This window comes from Allokutzneria sp. NRRL B-24872 (assembly GCF_002155965.1).
GTDB lineage: Bacteria > Actinomycetota > Actinomycetes > Mycobacteriales > Pseudonocardiaceae > Allokutzneria.
The window spans coordinates 1-20,208 of record NZ_MUMH01000180.1 but is presented as its reverse complement, the minus strand read 5'-3'; the positions used below and the strand labels follow the sequence as shown (position 1 = coordinate 20,208).

Here is a 20,208-nt window from a genome sequence, read left to right as displayed (position 1 = left end):
GTGCACCACATCCCCGAGGTCCATGAGGGCAATGACCTCGGGGATGTGGTGCACCCGCAACGTGGTGATCGTGGTCAACGCTGATGCCCTTCAGGGTGGTTGTGGACAAGTTGGGCGATCCGACACGCACCGACCACGATGGTGGACAACGCGCCCGGCGTCTCGCCTTCGCAACGGAACCGCAGATCAGGGCCTCTGCCTCGATCATGCGACATTGGGGTCGTTGACCCGGATCTCGATGGCCTTGCGGCCGGTGGCGAGGCGGTCGAAGTACTGCTTTGTAGACGTTCACACCGCAGAGGAGATGACGGGCTCGTGGAGAGGCACCGTCACGGGTCGGCTCATGTCCTCGCCGCTGGGCGAGAGGACGACGCACCGGGGAGCGGATAAGCAGTTCGCAGACTCAGCAGCTTCTCCTCTCATACGTCAGGAACGCCAGCGACGCGCCAGGATCTCGAGCTCGGCCGGACCGCGTTCATGCCTGCGATGGCCAGCGCACGGTGACGATCACCGAGTCAGCAAGGGCTTCCCAGAAATGGTCGATCCCCGGTCCCCACAGGACGTAGTCCCCCCTGCCGAGCAAGGACGGCGCTGGCGTTGGAGAGGTCGACGCGGAAGTGTCCTTCGATCAGCAGAGCGAGAGTCGTGCGCTTGTCACCGACGGTCCATTCCGCCCGCTTCTCCCCTGCTACGTGAACTCCCCACTTGACTTCGACATCCGCACTGAAGCGAACACCGCCGATGGTTTTCATGAAGTACCCGAGAATCCAACCCCGGTTACCCGCTCCCTCATCAGCGGCGTTGCCGACATGCCACCCGGCAGCCATGAGCTCCCCCGGAAACGACAACGGCCCACGTCGTGGACGTGGGCCATGTGGTTAATGCTGGTGTCCGAGGGGGGACTTGAACCCCCACCCCATTTCTGGGACTAGCACCTCAAGCTAGCGCGTCTGCCATTCCGCCACCCGGACCAGGTGTGTGGGCACAGGTTAACTGATCAACATGGCAGGCTCCAAATCGGGGTCCGCCCACCGGCACCGGGTGGTAGAAAGACCAGGTGGGCAACGACGTTGACGGCACAGCGAAGGACACCCTCCGACAGGCCGAGGAGGAGGTGATCACCCTCGCCAGCGAGCTCATCAGGATCGACTCCACCAACACCGGCGATCCCGACACCGTGGTGGGCGAGCGCGCCGCCGCCGAATACGTGGCCGCCCAACTCGCCGACGTCGGCTACGACACCACCTACGTCGAGTCGGGCAACGGGATGAAGGGCCGCGGCAACGTTTTCGCCCGCCTGGAAGGTGCTGACCCCAGTCGGCCCGCGCTGCTGGTGCACGGCCACCTCGACGTCGTCCCCGCTGATGCGAGCGAGTGGTCGGTGCACCCGTTCTCCGGTGCGGTCCAGGACGACTACGTCTGGGGCCGGGGCGCCGTCGACATGAAGGACATGGTCGCCATGACCTTGGCGACCGCCCGCCGCCTCAAGCGCGACGGCATCGTCCCACCCCGCGACATCGTCTTCGCTTTCCTCGCCGACGAAGAAGCCGGCGGTATGCACGGCGCCCAGTGGCTCGTCGACAACCGCCCCGAGCTCTTCGATGGCTGCACCGAGGCCATCGGCGAGGTCGGCGGCTTCTCCATCACCGTCAAGGACGGCGTCCGCGCCTACCTCATCGAGACCGCGGAGAAGGGCATCGCCTGGATGCGCCTGCGCGTGCGAGGCCGCGCCGGCCACGGCTCGATGCTCACCGACGACAACTCCGTCACCCGCCTCTCCGAAGCCGTCGCTCGCCTTGGCCGCCACCGCTTCCCGCTCGTCATGACCGATTCGGTGCGCGAGTTCCTCGCTGCCATCACCGAGTTGACCGGCCTGGAGTTCCCTGAGGACGACATCGACGGCGCCGTCGCCAAGCTCGGTGGCCTCGCCCGCATCATCGGCGCCACGCTGCGCGACACGGCCAACCCCACGATGCTCAACGCCGGCTACAAGGCCAACGTCATCCCCTCCAGCGCCGAAGCCGTCGTGGACTGCCGCATCCTCCCCGGCCGCCAACCCGCCTTCGAACGCGAACTCGACGAGATCCTCGGCCCGGACGTCGAGCGCGAGTGGATCGCCAACCTCCCCGCGCTCGAAACCAGCTTCGACGGCCCCCTCGTGGACACCATGTCCGCCTCAATCATGGCCGAGGACCCCGGCGCCAAGGTCGTGCCGTACATGCTCTCCGGCGGCACCGACGCCAAGGCCTTCGACCGCCTCGGCATCCGCTGCTTCGGCTTCGCCCCGTTGAAGCTGCCCGCCGACCTCGACTTCTCCGCCCTCTTCCACGGCGTCGACGAACGCGTCCCCGTCGAGGCCCTCCAGTTCGGCACCCGCGTCCTCGATCGCTTCCTCCGCCACAGCTGACCGTCCTCTTCGGACGGAGCGGGGGCCGGTGCACGAGCTCCGGCCCCCATGGGCTACTGTGTGTCCACACACCTGGTCCGGGTGGCGGAATGGCAGACGCGCTAGCTTGAGGTGCTAGTCCCAGAAATGGGGTGGGGGTTCAAGTCCCCCCTCGGACACGCACACTATTCACACGGCCCACGGGATTGATGACCACATCAGCCTCGTGGGCCGTGTGCGTATACCGAACATGCAGGTCAACTGCCCCGTACAGCTCCGCCATCTTCTCGGTGGTGGCATTCGAGAGCGCTGCTCCGACATCGCCAAGCGAATCGATCATCGCGTAGACCTCGGCATCGGTCAGCGCGCTTGGCGGTGGCGCGTTGTTCAGTTCTGCCTGAGCCGCTGCGCGAGAAGCGTGAGCTTCGTTGACCGCCTCGACGAGCGCGGCCGGATCGATTCCCGCCTTGATGGCATCTTGCAGGCGGGTCAACTGCGTCTCGGCCTTCGCGAGTCGCTTCCGCGCCGCATCTCGCCCGTTCGGCTCGGCCCGCACCCCGGATTGCGAACCGACGAGCGCGGCAACCGTCCGGTCGACGTTCTCCGGGGCGAACAGCCCGCCGAGCCACCCGTTGACCGCCTCTTGAACGATGTCCTCGCGCAGGTACACCGATGGCGGATGCGAGGCCAATGCGGGCGAGCCGGGGGCCAATGTCCTTGCAGGACAGCGGTAGTACGTACCGTGCGCTCGTGGACTGGCCTCCATCTTCCGCTGGCACGCCGTGCACCGGATGCGCCCACGGAACAGGTACGCCCGCTTCGTCGGACGCCCAGAGCGTTCCGCTTTCCGCGCGGACTTGAGCCCGTTGGCCGACTTCGACTTCCGCTTCAACTGAGCGTCGACGAAGTCCTGAACTTCCACAATCTCCGGATGGGCAGGCTTGCGGGAACGAACAACCGCCTCGGGAGACGAACGCCGAAACCGGATCGCATGGCCAGCCGCGACATCGTCAGGATCGATTAGCGTCTCCTGTCGGGTCCACCGCCCGAAGAACGCGAACCCGGTGTAGCGCGGGTTCTCCAGAATCGACCGCACCGTGCTGCCCTGCCACCCATCCGCGAGCCGATGCCGGTTCTGATCCGGACGCCGCGCTGACGGACACGGAATCGCATCCCGATTCAGCCCGTTGGCAATTGCGCGGTCACCTTTCCCGCTCAGGTACTCGGCGAAGATGCGCCGCACCACTTCCGCGCTCGGCTCGTCGATGGCGAGAACCCGCAGCCGATACCCCTCGGCCGCCTTGCGCGGGTTCGGATGCGGGCCACCGTCAACCACCACGTACCCGTACGGCGCACGGCCGCCCTGATGGCGTCCCTCGTTGAGCACCTGGGCGTCCATCGCCGCGCGGACACGCGCCTGGACGTGCTGCCGCTCGGACTCGCTCATGCCGCCGAGCACGCTCATCAGCATCTTGTGCGACGGGTTCCGCGCGTCGAACTTCCCGCCCAACTCCGGCACCCACAGATCCACCCCGTACGCGGCAAACCGAGGCGCGATCAACGAGAACTGGTTGCCAAACCAGCACCGCGTGCCCTCACCGACCACCACCGCGTTCCAACTCCGGTCAGGGCTCTTGAGCGCGGCCAGCAACCGGGACGCCTCCTCGCGCCGCTCCCACGGCACCGACCGCGACTGACCGATGTCGAAGAACTCCTCGACCACCGTCCCTCCGAGCGGTTCGACGAACTTCCGCGCGTTGTCGACCTGCCACCCGCGCGAGGTCTCCGGGTCCTGGTTGTCCTCCGTCGAGCACCGCCCGTAGACCGCCAGCGGACCGATGCCCTCGTCACCTGCCGTCACGATCTCGACGCCGAGCAGATCGTCCAGCGCGGACCACGGATCGCGGCTGATTTCAACAGTCACGGTGACCCCCTTCCGAAGGTCCGTCCAGGACCTCCACCTCGGTCAGCTCGACCAGTATGGCAAGCAGAATACGGCTGCTACGAGTAGTAAGCACGGGAGGTGAAGCGGGAACACGCATCTCGACGTCGTGGTCAATGGTCATGACTGCCCGACATCCGACGAGCCGATTTCATCAGCAACAGCAGCTCGGAGGTCCGCAGTGAGGTAACCGCGTACCCGCCGTGTGCCGTCGCCGTCCGGCACGTACTGCCGCAGCGGCCGACAGCCCAGCTCGCCCATCTCGCGCCCGAAGGCAGTCGCCTCGACGTCCAGCGCGTCGACCAGCTCCGCCGTCGGCACGAACTCGCGCTCGTCCAGCTCGTCGCCGAGGTAGCTGATGACCGACGCCAGCGGTTCGGGCAGCTCGATCCGACTGCCAGCGCCAAGCGCCTTGACCACCGCCGCCGAGTCGACCGCGCTCGCAGCAACGTCGCCAACCGCGTGACCGCCGAGCGTCCCAGCGGCTTCGCGAAGCGCTCGGCCGCGAGCGCAGATCGCGCGCCAATCGACGTTCGGCATGTAGTACGTCCGCACGGTCATCGCGAGCATGTCGGCCCCGGCGTCCGTCTCGCCGTCCGGCCGCAGGATGCCGACGCCCTTGTGGCTCGGTAGCAGCGTGGAAGCGTCGTACCCGCGCGTATTCATCTGCTCGCCGAGCACGATGTTGGAGTCTCGCCAGTCCATCACCCGCAGCGCGAACCACGAGCCGAGCACCGCCCGCAACCGCGACGGGATCGTGTTCGAGTCCGGCCGCTGCGTAGCGAGGATGACCACCACCCCGGTGGCAGGTCCCTTGCGCACCAAGTACGTCAGCAGATCCGCGACGTACGCGCCGAGCGTGGTCTTCTTGCCGCCGACCTGCTCGCGAGTCGGGTTCTCCAGGAAGACCTGAACCTCGTCGATGATCACGGCGGTGATCGGCATCCCAAGGCCCGTATCCCGTGAGATCGTCGGAGTGATCTTCGACTCCGGGCACACCTCATCGTCCAAAGTAGACATTCGCGAGTACCGAGATTGGACCTCTGCCACCAGTTCCACGAGGTAGCCGCACACTGCCCTGACGTGTTCGAGTTCGTCACCGCAGACGAACCGGTAAGCGATCCGCTCCGCGGCTTCCCAGTCCTTCCCGCCCTTGCCGTCGAACACGTACAGCCGCGCGTGCGGATCCAGAACCGCCCCAGAAGCAGCGAGTCGGGCCGCGAACGTCTTGCCCTGCCTAGGAATCGCGCCCACGAGCAGCGAGGTCCATACCAACGGAAGGTCGATCCGCCGATTGCGAGCGTCGCGGCCGAACGGCACCGGCCGCCAGGCATCCCACTGCTCGACATCGAGCAATGGCGTCCGCAAGGGCGGACCGGCGTACGGGTCTTCGTCAGCCACCCACAGGAACACCCGCCCGGCGTGCCCACCGCGACCACGGACCCGCTCGACGATGAGCTGAACCTCGTCCACCGCCAAGGCCGACGCGAGCGCATCCCGGTTCTTGATCACGTCGGCAGCCTTGCGCGTCGCCGGAAGATCGACGGTCACCGACCACCCGTCGCCAACACGCGCGGCACGCTCGACGAGCCGCAGCGTCTCGTCCTTCCCGATCAGCTTCGCGTCCCGGAACGCGTCAACGAGCACCTGCGGGTCCATCGTCCACGTCAACGTGCGCGGACCAGCGAGCACCGCCTTCCTTCCAGGCGAACCATCTTTCCGCCGTCCAGCAACCGCCAGCGCCACCGACGCGGCTCCCGCTGCCAGCAACAGTGCCTGCCCGCCATAGAGCACATACGCCACGGTGAGCGCCGCCGACGTGGCCAGCGCAACGACGCCCGTCACCTTCCACCGGAACAGCGTCAGCTCACGGATCTCAACGAACTTGTCCGCCAGCTTCTCGGACTGCTCCGCTGCCTCCCGGTAGTCGTGCACCCGCACCCACCGTCGCCACGCTCGGACCATGACAACAGCGCCTCGACAGACCGCACCGAGGAACCGCGCGGGCATCCGAGCCAACCATGCGAGCGCGTCCTTCAGAGCTTGGCGAGACTTCAACGCGGGCGGGATCACCCGCGAGCGCCGCCAGCCGTTCTCCAAGCGCTGCACGAGCTTCGGCTGCTCGACCAGCTCGCCGTCGTACACGGGAACCAGGTCGCCGTTCATGAACGGCCCCTGTTCTTGACGAGCGCCGCAGCGAGCCGCGACGACAGTCCGCGCGAGCACCCGGTCACCTCACGGACCCACGCGGGCGTCACCGCCACTCCCGGTGTGCGCGCCGCCTGAGCCATCGCGAGGTAGTCCGCAAACGACGTTCGCGGGGTCTTCGGCACGGCGTTCACGACCGCAGCGCCGAGCTTGTCCCGCAGCTCCGTGACCGCCTCGGCCGCGACGAACACGACCAACGGCGGAACGGAGTGCAGCACCACCAGCGCTGCCGAACCGGCCGTGAACGCGCTCCAGGTGTTCATGACGTAGGTCGCCGCGAGCGTGAACCACTTCGCGCCGCGCACCCAGCCGCCCATGTGAACGCCGTGCCGGGCGGTGACCTGCTCCGCCCGCAGGATCGCGAGCAACACCAGCGACACCATCGGGTCGAGCAACCACGCCGCGCACCACACCAGCGACCACGCCGAAGCACCTGCCGCCGCAAACTGCTGAACGTTGGTCATGGTGAAAGCAAGTCCGAGCAGGATTCCGCTCCAGCACAACCGGTCCACCTGCGTCGCCACACGTTCGATCGGCTCGCTCATCGTCGCTCACCTCGACGGCGCGGCACCTCGTAGGCGGTCACGGTCAGCGCCTTGGTCACCGAGTAGGCCGCGAACAGGGCGGGCACGGCGAGCACAGCCAGGAGCAACCACCCGTTGCCACCGTAGGTGATCACTGTCCACTGCACGGCGACGATCAACGCGGCGTTGAACGACACGCGACCCGCGAGAGACAGCAGGCGAACGCCGCTCCGCTTAGCACCGGCTTTCGCTCGGCGCGCACCCGCCCGCCAGACGAGAACGAGCACGAGGAGTACGCCCAGGCAAGCCATGATCTGAGTTGCGTTCATGGCTTCGACCACCGTTCACCGCGCCGAAGCCAATGCCCGTGCAGGTCACGTCTGTCCTCATCGGACAGTGCACCCCACACGCCGATGGTGTCGTCACCGGCGGTTCGCAGCTCCAGTTCCAAGCACTCGTCCTGGACCGGACAGCCCGCACACAACCGCGCCGCAAGACCTCGGTCAGTCCGTTCTTCATCAGGCAGTCCGTCGGCGGACTGCCACATGCACGAGCCGTCGCGTTGGACAAGGTCGTTGAGTACGCCGGTCGGCACCCACCGCAGGCGGTCGAGCCGCCAAGCGATGCCGATCAGCCACAGGTCCGCGTCCGTCAAGGCGTACCCCCGGAGCTGGGCTCGCCGAGCAGCCGCGCCAGCACGGCGGCCGGAACAACCAGCTGACCGCGACGCCGGATGGCGAGCACCGTGCCGAGCCGAACGGCGCGGGAGACGGTCGACGGCGCGACGCCGAGCAACCAAGCGGTTTCGCGAACGGAGTAATGGGTGTTGGACAGAGAAGTACGCATGAGAAAAGCCCTTCAAGAAAGAATTGATGATTTCAGCAACATGCTGATGATTTCAGCGCTAACCAGGGCGCGTTTGTTCGCGAGCGACACGAGAAGCGCCGTGTCACGCCACGCGAGAGCGGAAGGCAGCTAATCTCAGCGCTGAGGCGGAGCGCGGAGGAATACGTGTCGGAGGATTGGGCGGCAGTCGCCAAGGCCATCAACGAGCGCGTGAACGCGCTCGGTTGGCGTCAACGAGAACTCGCGGAGCGCTCGCACGTTTCGCAAGCGATTGTGCGCGAGGTCCAGCACCACACCGTCGAGCGCAGGCGGAGTCCGCGGACGCTGGAGTCGCTGTCTACGGCACTCGGCTGGCACCCGCAGCACCTCGAAGCCGTGCTCCACGGCCGTAAACCGCCGAACTTCGACGAGCCGGTCACGGACCCGACCGACACCTTGTGGTCGCGCCTCGACACCTTCGAGGACCGCCTGAGCGACATCACCGAGCGACTCAGCGACCTCAAGGCGGATCTGTCGACGGTGATTGAGCATGTCCGCAAGAACGGGTAGCTGTTCCTTGTGGAATCGGCTGTTCTTCATGCCGATAATTCCACTGCGAATCAGCGCCCAGTCCCATGCATCGTCGATGCACATTCACCGCACATCCAGTGCAGGTCGGATGGTGGCGGCGTGAGCTTGGCAAACGGCTGGACCGGCGAAACGGCCTGCGCGTTGCAGAAGGCGCTTCGGCTGAGCAACGAGACGTTCGCCGAGCACCTGGGCATCGGTTCGCGAACCGTCGCCGCGTGGCATCAAAAACCAAGCCTTCGTCCGAAATCAGAAATGCAGCAGCTCTTGGATACGGCGCTTGAGCAGGCAGCCGCGACCGTCCAGGAGCGGTTCGCCGAACTCACGCAGGACTCGCCCGCGCAGGTGCCCGAAGGCGCGGCGGCTGACGCCGAGCGGCGGCTCAGCTCGGACCCGAACATGGCCGCCGCGCTCGACTGGTTGGACGAGAACGCGCGCTGGGAACCGGGAACCGCCCGGCGGGAAGTCGCGGCGCGGCTCGCCCAGTTGGACGTCCGCGACCTTCACGACCGAGGCGTCCTCCGAGGGCGCGTGGATCAACGTCGCATCGCTCAGGCACTCGGCGATTACTACTGCGGCACAAGGGAAAGCCACGGCCGCTACGGCGCACACTTCGGCTCTGACACCGACGTCACGACGAGCGTTCTCACGCACCCGGACTGGCTGGACCTCGACTGTCCGCTGACCGCGAAGCACGACCGGCTCAGGCTCACCAGCACGACGCCCCAGAGTGGGCTCTCGCTGAATGACGAGACCGCGCGGGAGGCTGCTCAGCGCTTGGCGGAGACACTGGCGCTCGGAATCCGCCTCGTGGACACGCCGCTCTACCGACTGCTCGACATCGGCGTCGGCAAGCAGCTCGTCGCCGGATCAGTTGGTGTGACGCGCTTCGTCGAGTACGCGGTCACGATGGACCTGCTCGAAGGGGAGCTGATCGACGCGCTCAGCTCCGGCGCGTCCACACAACCGGGTTCACTCCCGCTCCGTGACCGCTACCTGCCGGACCTCGCGTCCGTCCTCGGCGTCTCCGGCCGCCTCTGCTCAGGCGGCGCGCTCGCGCTGACTGCAATCGCCCGTCCCGCAAGGGCATTTCACGGCGAAGCGGACTACCTGCTCCTGGTCCAAGAGCGCTCGGGGCGCGTGCTCAACGCCGCCCGCCGACTCGCCGTGATCCCGAAGGGCTTCCACGAGCCGCTGAACGACCTGCGAGCTGGCGCGCAACTGGGCGCGACGCTGCGCCGGGAGATGGAAGAGGAGCTGTTCGGCCGCGACGACATCGACAGCACCCTCGGCGAGCAGCGTCACGCCGACCCCATGCACCCGAGTCAGCTCTCCGAGCCGATGCGATGGCTCATGGAGGAACCGGGCAGGCTCCGCATGGAGTGCACCGGCTTCGGCCTCAACCTCGTCAGCGGCAACTTCGAGTTCGCCAGCCTGGTCGTCATTGACGACGAGGAATTCTGGAACCGCTTCGGCGGGCAGGTGAAAGCCAACTGGGAGTCCTCGATGCTCCACCAGTATTCAAGCCTCGACGCCGACCTTCTAGAGGAACTCGTCGGTGATGTAGCCTGGAGCAACGAGGGTTTGTTCGCGTTTCTCCAAGGGCTTCGACGGCTGCGCGAGATCGGCGGACACCGCGTAAACCTGCCAGAGATTGAATGGGAGATACGGTGACCGCGAACTGGCACATCGGAAACGCCGCCGATGAGGGAAGCGGGAACCGTGGCTGGGTGGTCGGACACTTCATTGACCCGCCCGAGGACGTGCGCTCGTCGAAGGATGTCGAAGTGAAGTGGGGCCTCCACCCGGCGGGCGACAAGCGTACACAGTGGACCGCCGATGACCAGCGCACAACGATGGCTCTGTTGGTACAGGGCAACTTCCGCGTCGACCTCACCGAGGGAAGCGCCTCGCTGACGCGCCAAGGCGATTACGTGATGTGGGGACCGGGCGTCGACCACTCCTGGGAAGCACTCGCCGACTCAGTGGTCATCACCGTCCGCTGGCCGTCGCAGACATGAAGTCGATGCTGGGCAGCTTCACACGCTCATCGCCCATCTCGCTCAGCCGCCGCAGACCCTGAAGAAACGCAAACAAGCCCTCGTTGCTCCAGTTTTCCTGCGAGACGAGATCATTGATCAGCTCACCGTCGAGGCTGGAGTACAGCCGCAATCCGGCCGTTTCCCAGTTCGCTTCAATCTCTCCGCTGTACCGCGCCCAGAACTCCTCGTCGTCAATGACGATCAGGCTGGCGAACTCGTAGTTGCCGCTGATCAAATTCAGCCCGAATCCGGTGCACTCCACGCGCAAGCGACCGGGCTTCTCCATGAGCCACCACATCGGCTCGGACATCCGGCTCGGGTGCATCGGCACGGCCTCCCGATCTCCGGCAGCGGTACTGTCGATGTCCTCACGACCGAACAGCTCCTCTTCCATTTCCCGCCGCAGCGTCGCGCCCAACTGCGCGTCGGCCCGTAGGTCAGTCAGCGGCTCGTGGAAGCCCTTCGGGATCACCGCGAGCCGACGCGCCGCGTTGAGCACGTGGCCAGACCGTTCCTGCACAAGGAGCGCGTAGTCCCGCCCGCCGCGGAACGGATCGCTTGGTCGAGCGATGGCGCATAGGGCGAGCACTCCGCCAGCGCACACCCGGCTTGGCACGTCGAGCACGGACGCCAAGTCGCTCATGTACTTGTCCCTGAGCGGCAGGCTTCCCCGCCGCACTTCGGCTCCGCCAACAACGGCGTCGACAAGCTCGCCTTCGAGCAGGTCCATGGTCAGCGCGTACTCGACGAACGGGACGAGCCCGACCGTCCCTCCGATCGCGGGACCGACGTTGACGTCCAGGAGCCGATAGAGCGGCGAGTTGGTGATCCGCACGCCAAGCGCGGCCGACTCCGCGAGCCGCGACACGGCCGCCGCCGCTCCCACCTCGTCAAGACGGGCCTGCGCCTCGAACTGGCGGTCGGCAAACGCCAACCGATCACCACTCAAGAACAGCGGCTGCGCCAAGTCGAGCCAGTCAGCGCGAGTCAGCACACTCGTCACGATTTCCCTTTCCCCGCAACGTATCCGGTACGGCGCGGACCCCGCGATGCCGCCGCCGTAGTAGTCGACCAGCGCCCGCGCGAGCTTCGTCCGGCTTACGCTCGCGCGCCGCACACTCCGGTCGAGCAGCTTCCCCTCGTCGAGTTCCGCGAGCCGCCCGTTGACCTTCCTCCGGCTCGTCCCCGGTGACCATCCGGCGCGTTCGTCAAGCCAGTCGAGCGCGACCGCGAGGTCCGTGTCCGCACGCTCTCGCCGTGCACGAACAGGGGCGTCCCCCTCTGCGGTCGCTCGTCTCGGTTCTGCAAGCAGCTCGTCGACGCTCATGTCGAAGATCCGCTCCAACAGCCGAGCCGTCACCGGCTTGACCGGCCCCAGGTGCTCGCCAGACGGCTTGCGCCCCGCGATCAGCCGTTGCAGGTGACGAACGCCGATGGTGCCCGGCTCCTTGTGTTCGCGAGCGAACATCTCGGCGTACTCAGCGAACTCCTCCAACGTCAGTCGTCGCTGCCAGATCTTCTGCTCAAGCACGGTGCGAAACGTCCGCATCGGTTGCCCCCGTCCAGGTCGCCGCATGTCGTCGCCAAGTCGCCCGCAGGTCGTTCCAGCTGACCAAGCGCTGATCAAAGCTTGATTTCAGTCTGACACGAGCCGCGTTCGCGCGGTCCCTTGACTGTCCGGCGGCGCACCGTTCCGCCCCTCGACGCGCCGCCGGACACCCACTCCACGCGGGGGTTTCCGTGACACAAGTCGGATGGTGGGCATTGGCCCCGCTCGCCCTCGTCACGATCGTAACCGGCGCGTGGGCTCTGATCGACCTACTGCGCGCGATCCCTCGCCGACGACGCCCGACGACCTCCCACCCGGTGCAGCACCGGATCTACGCCAACCCGATCACGTGCGGATACGACGGCCAGGAACACCACGTCACCGACACGGCCTTCCACAAGGGCCAGCAAGCCGGGCGCGACGTCGCACTGTGCGGACACCTCGTCGAACCGATGCCCATGGCTGCCCCTTCTGGCCGACCATGCGCGAACTGTTTCGGCATCCTGCGAGCTTTCCCGACAGATCCGCGATGAGCGTCAGGTCGTCCGACAATTCAAGCGCACCGATTCGGTCTCTGACCGAACCCGAAGTCGATAGCCAGGCGAGTGCCGCGCGGGCGCTGCTCGCGTTGTTCATGCACAACGCGGATGCCGGGAACGACGCAGCGAATGACGAGTTGATCGCGCTCATGGACCAGCGCCGCCATCACGGTCCCAACTGACCGGCCAGCGCCCCGCGCTCCCGCACTCCCTCGTCCCGTCCTCCAATGGGTCACCTCAACTCGCGGCTTCAGCGTGGCGAAGGGGACGGGTGGGACAGGTGGATGAAGTCCTGTCCCGTCACGCCTATCCGGCCAATTGCGCAGGTCAGAGCGTGGGCGCCAGAAGGAAAGAGTCTCAAGTCCTCCAGGCTGCGACATGTTAGGCATTTCCCTGAATCGGCGATCGATTATGTAGCTGGATAGGCATACACGCAAGATCACGTCAACTTGCGACATAGGCGTCAGTTTGGACTCTTAGGTCCTGCGTGGTGTAGGGCTGCTAGGGTTCACGCTCACAGGAGCAACGTTGCCCAGTATCGGGCCGCAATGACGGGGGTGGCAGTGCCAAAATACATGGTGAATCTCGATGCTTTAATTCCTCGCGAAGACTTCGAGGCAGTGAGTCCAGATGTTATTACGCAGCCATCAGGACTCATGGCCAATCTTGGCGTAGGTGACATAAATCCGGACAGTCTAATGTATAATGTACTGCGCAAGCCAGACTTTCAGCGCGAGACTGCGAATTGGACGCCCGATAAAGTGGCCGCACTAGTTCGAAGCTTCCTTGAAGGCGATTTGATTCCCGCCATCATTCTGTGGCGATCGCCCAAAAGTGGTAACATCTTTGTAATTGACGGGGCTCATCGCCTTAGTGCGCTAATCGCTTGGGTTCATGACGACTATGGCGATAAGCATCGCTCACTGCGTTTCTTTGACGGGATTATTCCCGAGGAGCAAAAGAAAGCCGCGACGATGACTCGCGACTTGATTGGTGGAACCGTTGGAACTTTTGCTGAACTGAAGTTGGCCCTCCGGAATGCTGATACGACCCCGAGGGACCGATTGCGGCTAGCTCGAAATCTGAGCGCATTCGCGCTTCAGCTTCAGTGGGTGAACGGCGAGGCGGAAAAAGCCGAGAGTTCTTTCTTTAGGATAAATCAACAGGCCACTCCCATTGACCCCACTGAACTTGATATGATCAAAGCGCGACGCAAGCCGAATGCTCTCGCCGCGCGGGCGTTCATCCGCGCTGGAACTGGCCACAAGTACTGGTCTTCCTTCAATAATGACGCCCAGGTGGAAATCGAAGGCTTGGCAAAGGACGTTTACGACCTTATCTTTAAGCCCACACTAGACCTTTCAATCAGGTCTGCGGACTTGCCCGTAGCAGGTAAGGGATACTCGTCAGACAGCCTTAAGATGGTATTCGAGCTAGTGAACTTCGTCAACCGATTGCAGCCTGAAATGTGGCGAGATGGGAGCGTAGCGAAGAAGCGTAGCGCTGGTGATCGCGAACAGGATCGGACCTTGTCAGATGACCTCGAAGGAGTTACTACAATAAGTTTCATGCGTTCCGTAAAGAGGGCGGCAGGAAAGATTGCTGGCAACTCTCCGGATTCCCTGGGGCTCCATCCAGCGGTTTATTTCTACAGTGCGACCGGAAGATTCCAGCCAGCCGCTTTCCTTGCGGCCGTTGCGTTTACGCAGGAGCTTATCGAGAAGCGACAGCTCATGAAGTTTACCGCACTACGGATGCAGTTTGAAGAGTTTCTCATCAAGCATAAGAATTTCTTGAATCAGATCGTTCAAGCCTACGGGAGCCTGCAGAGGTCAGTTCCATCAATACTAGAGTTTTACAGAATCCTTCTCGATTCCCTGGTTGACGAAAAAGGTGAGGTGGAAATCATTGCCCGCCTGCAAAAGAACTCAACCCCCCGACTTCCGGTGAAGGTGATTACGGAAGAGGATCGAAAGCATGGCAGGAACTTTTCCAGCGACACAAAGAATGCCGTAGCACTAAAGGCCACCCTGGAAAATTCGCCGAAATGTCCAATCTGCCAAGCGCGACTACATCTTCGATCCATGACTGTCGACCATAAAATTCGCAAAGAAGACGGTGGGACGAACGACTCAAGAAATGCGCAGCTGACCCATCCTTACTGTAACTCGGGCTACAAAGAAAGTCGTCGCCCTTCTAGGTAGGATTTTGTCGCAAAACTTAACGTCATGCCAGTTTGGCGGCCAATCTCCGTCGCAGCGTGCCGAGATTTTCCGAGCACGGAACAGCGGGACACCACAGTCGTCAGGTATGGGAAAGCGATTCTGCAAACTCTAATACTCGCCAGGTAACAGGCGTTAGGCTTCGTCCATGAGTGTGCAAAGATTTCTTCACCGAGGTCCGGCGTACTGAAGGGGTTGGCGTCCTGCGCCGATCGGTCGTAGGCCGAGAACCGCGCCGTCAGTGTCCATGGCGACCACTCCGCCCCAATCTGCCTCAGCGTCATGGCGTCGTTGCGCCCATGCGGTCAGCACCTGAGGTAGCGCGGATTGGTAGCCTTGAAGGTCTTTCTTTGCTAGAAGTCGATGGAGTCCTAGCAGCATGCCGGAGAAGGCTTCCATCCGCTGCGAGCCGAAGCGGAAGACGTGGTCGGTACCTACGAACGACAGCCCGCCCAATTCGACGCCGGTGTCGAACAGTGCATCGGTGCCTGGGAGGGTGTACTCGGAGCCGACCCGCCCTTGCTGCCGGGGCGTCAACAGCGCGCGGGCTGCGGTCCGGTCCCCGACGAAGGCCAACAGACTGGCAGCGGATGTCCTGGCCAGGACACGTGAAAACCACTCCGAACGCTGAGACGGAATGTAAAATCCTGGCCGCGCATCATCTCGGCCATCGAGTGTCTTTGTCGGGATACCAGCGAGTTCGTTGAACTGCTCGATCGGTCCGTTGAGTGATAGTGTCCGTTCTCCGGGCACGACGAGAACGCCGTCACCATCTGGGTCGAGGATGCGCACCTCGATACCACCGTTGCTGGCAAGTGCCGTGGCCATGAGCAGGCTCGGCGGCGGTGCGGCACCGTTGTCGGCGTCTCCGATCACGACCGCTTGCACCTGCGCGGACGCCTTCGCCAATTGCACGTGCTGAGCATCTACTTTACCGTGCGAACCCTTACATTCCACCGTGACGAGACGAGCTGGCTCGCCGTCCTTGAGGCCGACCAGGAAGTAATCTGGCCGCAGGAGCGTGTTCTCACGTGACCTAACTTCGACGCCTTTCAATGCCCAACCGGCCTCGAGTGCGACGTCGGCGTCAACCACCTCAAACCGATAATCAGGGTGCCGCACCTGCACTATACGAAGCGCTGCAGCAAGGGCGAACGCGATTCCCAAATCCTCGGCTTGAACCGACTTCCGATGATAGCGCGGATCCTGACCATCGGGCGAGAGCTCCATTCGTCCCTGGTAGTTGGACTGCAGGGTGGTGATGTACTTCAGGCAACTCCAGTGTTGTGCGAGTGCGCGCGAGGAGCCTTGTCCTGACAGCACGGTTGCCCTGCCGAGGGTGTGAAGCAACTCCCACGGCGTGATAGACATCCCACCCTGGTGTTCGCTTTTTTTCACAGGAGTTAGCTGCGGCTTTCGGTCATGAAGACGCTGCTGTTTGGAGCGACGTTCAGCGTCAATCTTGATCGCTTTCTTGTTGACTTTGCCTGCAAGGTAAGAGCTTGACTGGAAAGTAATCACAGACGGTTCGATAAGCCGTTTAATTGCGTCGGCTATATCCATCGATTCTCCCCCTCGTGCTTGCCGATAGCGAACAATTCCGTCCTACCGTGACATCGGGTGATCTGTCTGCCCGCCAAGAGGTGACTGACCGGGTCATCGTTATGTCACGATGCGTGACAATGTTGCTTCCACTGCGCGTTCAAGGAGGTCAGCGGGCAACCCCCATACGTGGCGCAGCGGCATGCTGCATGACGGACGACTCGGCTCGTTGTTGGCTCTGGCGCCTGTATCTCAGCTCGACGTGCCGTCACCTTCTACCGCGACTGTCCTTGCCCCGATCACAGAAGCCGTGGCACCGACGCCCAACCGGTGGGCAGCATCAGAGATCAACACGCCGTGTCGAGTAGACGATCCGTCCGACTGGGACAGCTCTCGCCAGTACCTCATGTCGTGAGTTCCAGGTGGAGGCGGGTGGATAGTGTGCAACTCGCTCCTCGGACACGTGGGGGTTCAAGTTCCTAGGGACTTGAACCCTTGTTTTTTGTGGCGCGCTTGGAGAGCAGGAGAAACCTGCGTCGCAGGACCGCTGTCTCGACCGGGTCCTGTCCGCCTGTCGAACCAGTGGCTGTCAGCTCCAGGTGGTGGTCACCTCGTCGAAGTGCTGCCGGATCACTTCAGGGTTGGGTCCTTTCACGAACTCGACGCCGGCGAGGTCGGTGTAGCGCTCGTACATGCTCAGAGCTGGGGACAACACCACGCGCCACGTCGTCGGGTCGATCGCTAGGAGCCCGCTGTCGAACAACAGGTGCACGTCGGCGCGGAGCAGGACGCCCTCGTCCAGGTCGTGTGTCTCGTGTTCGGCGAAGCTCTTGAGGTGGGCGGCTTGTAGGGCCTCCACTGGGCATGGGCCGGTGATGGCGCATCGCGATCCGTAGCGCTTCAACAGCTCCTTGCGGAAAGGGCTTTGGCCGTTGCGCGCCTTGGTCTTCGCGGGGCGTCGGCCGCCGGGCAGCTGCTTCTTCGACCCCCTGCTGTCGTTGGGTGGGGTTGGCGGCAGCTTCACCGTCAGACGAGCGAGCATCGCCTCGAGCGAGGTGGCGTTGAGGGGACGGATCGCGTTCTGGACGGCCGAGTCCAAGAACATGGGCTTGAGCTCGTCTGGTTCGACCGCGCCATCGAGGGGACGCCACGTGCTTCCGTAGAACGCCACGAACTGCGTGACCTTCACAGGGTTGTCCACGGGTTCGTCGAACTCTTGGCGGCAGTCCTCGCGCCGGCAGCGGTACCGCGGTATTTGCTTCTTCCGCTTGTCGAACCGGCCTCGTCGGCACATCGGGCAGACGAGCTGGGTCTTGGTGACACCATCCTGCTGATCGATCCGGTGGACGCGTCCGACGCCGTGGACCTCCGAGCGGTCACGCACGACGATCAAGTCGCCGATGGAGACCTGGAGCGCGTTGGACACGTTGTTGTCATAGACATACTGCACACCAAGGACATCGGCGTATCCAGAGTTGCCGCCATACTTCCGGTCTCCTGAAGAGGAGAACACCGCCCACGCCCGCAGGGCGCCGTAGGTAGCGCGGATCGCCTCCGCCTGCGCGTGCATGCCGGCCTCATCAGCCAGGAACTCCCGCAGAACGACATGGTCAAGGTGACCGGCCCTGGTCTCGACCTTGTCGTAGGTCGGGAGCCTGGTCATCAGGTCATACAACTTGTGCTGCACGCTGTTGACCGAGCGGAACTTGTTCCCCCGATCCTCAGCGGCATGGAACGGCAGCTGTCCCAGCAACGCGGACAGGTCCTTCACCACCTGGTCCGTAGCTCGCAAGGCTTTCCTGCCGTTCTTGAACAGCAGCGAACACGCCAGGATCAGCTCCTCGCGCTTCCAGGGCGGTGGGCGCTGCTCACTAACCTTGAACCCCAAGCGCTCAAGCTGGTCGTTGACCGCCTCGCCGTCCCCCACCTCCGCCGGAGACAACGACGAGCAACCGGGAAGGCGACCGTGCGCGGCCGCGGCGATCACCTTGGTCCCATACCTACGCCCGTCGACCGTGATCACGAACTCCCGAGTTCGGTCGAACCCGTACCGGTCACAAAACGCCGGCAGCCCCAGCACATCGTGCTCAGCGAGCGCCTCCCGCACCGCTGGTGCGGTCACATCTTCTATCCCCACCTCGACGAGAGTAATGATCACCACCGACAGTCCAGGCGAGGAGGACCAGCCAAGCCGACGCTAGAACCGAGTTCACTGACTACAGGTCATCGCTGGACGTGTTGTGAGAACGCTGCAGCCAGCACAATGCTCGGGACGCGTGAGAGCACCATCCCGGCGGAGCGGGCGTGGTTGCTTGAGAGCCGCGCCGAGGTCTCAGAGGGAATCGATCATGGCGCAGACCTCGGCGTCGGCGGTGGGGGCGGTTCTGATATCGAGGGCGGCGCGGAACCTCTTGAGTCGAGCTTCGGCTTCGTCCAGCCGCTTCCGTGCAGCATCATGCGAGGTGCGCGCCTTCTTGGTTCCACGCTGCGAGGGGCGACCAGGGCTGCGACCGTTTAGTCCCGGTCAGCGTGAGCCCATCGGGGGATTGATCGGTTCTTGACGGGATAAGCTACCTACGAGGGAACGGTGTGAGTCGATGCGATCCACGGCAAGACGATCGGTGCGGTAGATCGTAATTCATGCTCAACGTCGCGAAGGCCGCTCGCGGCTTCTCGTCCGGAATTTCGGATATGTCTGCACTGGGTCGAGAGCAGTTCTGCAAAAGCTCTGACACGTAGACGTTCCGACCGATTCATGAGCGATGCAGCTGCTCTTGTTCCCCGAATGACGCACTTCAGCGTTGCGGAAAGACTCTTGAGCGCTGCGGAGCCCTCGGCGAGAAGGAGCAATCGCAGTCGAGCACGTTCACCCAGGACTATTGAGCAGGCCAGCGCCATCACAGCCTTCGCGACGGCCTGCGGCTTCTCGCCGAAATTGAGGAGCGCGCCAGCGTAAAGAATCAGCTCCACGGCATGACTATTCACCCGACGCAGATCGTCGGCGCCAGTCTCGGCCACAGTGTGAGCTGCGGCGATAGTCTTCTCGTCCAGCACGATACTGGGGCGGCCGTCTTGTTTGATCTCCCAGTTCACGGCCTGGGGAACTCCATCAGCAGCCACAAACACGCCAAGGAGGTGGTCCCGGAAATTGGCGATAGTCAGAGGCGGGACAGACAGTCGGACTGTCGTGCCATGGTGTTGCAGCCGAGTCACCTCGATGCCGAGCTTGCCGAGCTTTCGCAGCACCTGGCCATCCCAGGCAACGATGTCCGTTGGAGGTGCGTGTCGGCGGTGAGGGTTGCCCGCTCGGTTGAGTGCAACAGCGACACCTGCGTGGAACCCCGTGCAGACGCTGTGAGCTCGGATGGCGGCACTGGCTAACGTGGCTGGCTCGACAAGCTCGCCGCTGAGCGACACACGCTGAGCGATCGGATCCCAGCGGAACTGTGCATGTGCGACTGCATTACGCCAGTTGCGATTGATACAGGACAAGAGTAGAGCACACGCTGGATGGTCGGAATGACTGTTCAACAGCCCTTCGAGCGGTCCTAACGTAGCATCCGGACCGACTTGGTCACCTAAAAGCCGAAGCACCATCCGGGCAGTTCGGCGGACATCGCCCTCTATGGCGGCGACGTAGAGATCGCAACCAGGACCCATGCTGTCTTCGGGATGCTCCCGTTGATTGAAAGTGGCAACCTCGTCAACCATGCGCTGATGAGTCGTCAGCATCCATGATTCCTCGTTTGCGTGCTCGGCTATCACTTCTAGACAACGAGCGGGGTCATCGGCTAGCGCCGTGTGAGTGAGGTCGCGTCCTGCGGCCGCGGCCGCGTGCACA

The 20,208-nt window shown here is 63.8% G+C and carries 16 protein-coding genes and 2 tRNA genes; 7 read left to right on the top strand and 11 right to left on the bottom strand.

The window, feature by feature from the left end:
- Positions 1–885: 885 nt before the first annotated feature.
- Positions 886–971: transfer RNA gene (locus tag CCN37_RS34225), tRNA-Leu, on the bottom strand.
- 86 nt (positions 972–1,057) lie between these two features.
- Here CCN37_RS34225 and CCN37_RS34220 point away from each other — a divergent pair.
- Together CCN37_RS34220 and CCN37_RS34215 are read left to right on the top strand one after the other, a co-directional pair.
- The gene (locus tag CCN37_RS34220) at positions 1,058–2,407 is read left to right on the top strand and encodes a M20/M25/M40 family metallo-hydrolase (protein WP_086829002.1); all 1,350 of its coding nucleotides are present in this window, start codon (positions 1,058–1,060) and stop codon (positions 2,405–2,407) included.
- 75 nt (positions 2,408–2,482) lie between these two features.
- A tRNA-Leu gene (locus CCN37_RS34215) sits at positions 2,483–2,565 on the top strand.
- On the opposite strand, the gene CCN37_RS34210 is transcribed toward CCN37_RS34215, so the two are convergent.
- The 6 genes from CCN37_RS34210 to CCN37_RS34185 form a co-directional block, all read right to left on the bottom strand.
- Positions 2,547–4,310, bottom strand: a complete 1,764-nt coding sequence (locus CCN37_RS34210; RefSeq protein WP_086829000.1) for a recombinase family protein — start codon at positions 4,308–4,310, stop codon at positions 2,547–2,549. The two genes, CCN37_RS34215 and CCN37_RS34210, sit on opposite strands and share 19 nt — an antisense overlap.
- Before the next feature lie 138 nt (positions 4,311–4,448).
- A complete protein-coding gene (locus CCN37_RS34205; RefSeq protein WP_086828998.1) occupies positions 4,449–6,494 on the bottom strand; it encodes a cell division protein FtsK in 2,046 nt (681 codons plus the stop codon).
- Positions 6,491–7,081, bottom strand: a complete 591-nt coding sequence (locus tag CCN37_RS34200) for a hypothetical protein (RefSeq protein ID WP_086828996.1) — start codon at positions 7,079–7,081, stop codon at positions 6,491–6,493. Before CCN37_RS34200 ends, CCN37_RS34205 begins: the two co-directional genes overlap by 4 nt.
- Positions 7,078–7,389: a hypothetical protein gene (locus CCN37_RS34195; protein WP_086828994.1), complete on the bottom strand. Its 312-nt coding sequence runs from the start codon at positions 7,387–7,389 to the stop codon at positions 7,078–7,080. The genes CCN37_RS34200 and CCN37_RS34195 overlap by 4 nt, the downstream gene beginning before the upstream one ends.
- Positions 7,386–7,715, bottom strand: a complete 330-nt coding sequence (locus CCN37_RS34190) for a WhiB family transcriptional regulator (protein WP_246843482.1) — start codon at positions 7,713–7,715, stop codon at positions 7,386–7,388. Before CCN37_RS34190 ends, CCN37_RS34195 begins: the two co-directional genes overlap by 4 nt.
- On the bottom strand, positions 7,712–7,906 hold the full coding sequence (locus CCN37_RS34185) for a hypothetical protein (RefSeq protein ID WP_086828992.1): 195 nt from the start codon (positions 7,904–7,906) through the stop codon (positions 7,712–7,714). Before CCN37_RS34185 ends, CCN37_RS34190 begins: the two co-directional genes overlap by 4 nt.
- A 165-nt stretch (positions 7,907–8,071) precedes the next feature.
- On the opposite strand from CCN37_RS34185, the gene CCN37_RS34180 reads away from it, so the two are divergent.
- The 3 genes from CCN37_RS34180 to CCN37_RS34170 all read left to right on the top strand — a co-directional run bounded on the left by CCN37_RS34180 (position 8,072) and on the right by CCN37_RS34170 (position 10,494).
- Positions 8,072–8,455 (top strand): helix-turn-helix domain-containing protein, encoded by a 384-nt coding sequence (locus CCN37_RS34180; protein ID WP_086828986.1) that lies wholly within the window; start codon positions 8,072–8,074, stop codon positions 8,453–8,455.
- Between the two features lie 120 nt (positions 8,456–8,575).
- The gene (locus CCN37_RS34175; RefSeq protein ID WP_086828984.1) at positions 8,576–10,147 is read left to right on the top strand and encodes a transcriptional regulator; all 1,572 of its coding nucleotides are present in this window, start codon (positions 8,576–8,578) and stop codon (positions 10,145–10,147) included.
- Positions 10,144–10,494: a signal peptidase I gene (locus CCN37_RS34170; protein WP_168200998.1), complete on the top strand. Its 351-nt coding sequence runs from the start codon at positions 10,144–10,146 to the stop codon at positions 10,492–10,494. Before CCN37_RS34175 ends, CCN37_RS34170 begins: the two co-directional genes overlap by 4 nt.
- Here the strand turns inward: CCN37_RS34170 and CCN37_RS34165 are convergent.
- Entirely contained in the window at positions 10,466–12,046 is a 1,581-nt protein-coding gene (locus tag CCN37_RS34165) for a transcriptional regulator (protein WP_210408328.1), read from the bottom strand. The genes CCN37_RS34170 and CCN37_RS34165 overlap by 29 nt on opposite strands.
- A gap of 499 nt (positions 12,047–12,545) precedes the next feature.
- Between CCN37_RS34165 and CCN37_RS39375 the strand changes: the two genes are divergently transcribed.
- Together CCN37_RS39375 and CCN37_RS34160 are read left to right on the top strand one after the other, a co-directional pair.
- A complete protein-coding gene (locus tag CCN37_RS39375) occupies positions 12,546–12,785 on the top strand; it encodes a hypothetical protein (protein WP_143261944.1) in 240 nt (79 codons plus the stop codon).
- 366 nt (positions 12,786–13,151) lie between these two features.
- Positions 13,152–14,807 carry a DUF262 domain-containing protein gene (locus CCN37_RS34160; protein ID WP_210408327.1) on the top strand — a complete coding sequence of 552 codons (1,656 nt, stop codon included), beginning with the start codon at positions 13,152–13,154 and terminating at the stop codon, positions 14,805–14,807.
- Between the two features lie 186 nt (positions 14,808–14,993).
- Here the strand turns inward: CCN37_RS34160 and CCN37_RS39370 are convergent, their stop codons facing one another.
- The 3 genes from CCN37_RS39370 to CCN37_RS39365 form a co-directional block, all read right to left on the bottom strand.
- A complete protein-coding gene (locus tag CCN37_RS39370) occupies positions 14,994–16,388 on the bottom strand; it encodes a hypothetical protein (protein ID WP_143261943.1) in 1,395 nt (464 codons plus the stop codon).
- A 568-nt stretch (positions 16,389–16,956) separates the two neighbouring features.
- Positions 16,957–18,525: an HNH endonuclease gene (locus tag CCN37_RS34155; protein ID WP_246843481.1), complete on the bottom strand. Its 1,569-nt coding sequence runs from the start codon at positions 18,523–18,525 to the stop codon at positions 16,957–16,959.
- Between the two features lie 416 nt (positions 18,526–18,941).
- A partial coding sequence (locus CCN37_RS39365) for a hypothetical protein (RefSeq protein ID WP_210408326.1) occupies positions 18,942–20,208 on the bottom strand: 1,267 nt, incomplete at its 5' end.

Excerpts from the sequence above, each read along its gene's own strand:
- CCN37_RS34185 (WP_086828992.1), bottom strand. The coding sequence starts at position 7,906 with ATGCGTACTTCTCTGTCCAACACCCATTACTCCGTTCGCGAAACCGCT.
- CCN37_RS39375 (WP_143261944.1), top strand. The coding sequence starts at position 12,546 with ATGCGCGAACTGTTTCGGCATCCTGCGAGCTTTCCCGACAGATCCGCG.
- CCN37_RS34160 (WP_210408327.1), top strand. The coding sequence starts at position 13,152 with ATGACGGGGGTGGCAGTGCCAAAATACATGGTGAATCTCGATGCTTTA.
- CCN37_RS39370 (WP_143261943.1), bottom strand. The coding sequence starts at position 16,388 with ATGGATATAGCCGACGCAATTAAACGGCTTATCGAACCGTCTGTGATT.
- CCN37_RS34200 (WP_086828996.1), bottom strand. The coding sequence starts at position 7,081 with ATGAGCGAGCCGATCGAACGTGTGGCGACGCAGGTGGACCGGTTGTGC.
- CCN37_RS34205 (WP_086828998.1), bottom strand. The coding sequence starts at position 6,494 with ATGAACGGCGACCTGGTTCCCGTGTACGACGGCGAGCTGGTCGAGCAG.
- CCN37_RS34195 (WP_086828994.1), bottom strand. The coding sequence starts at position 7,389 with ATGAACGCAACTCAGATCATGGCTTGCCTGGGCGTACTCCTCGTGCTC.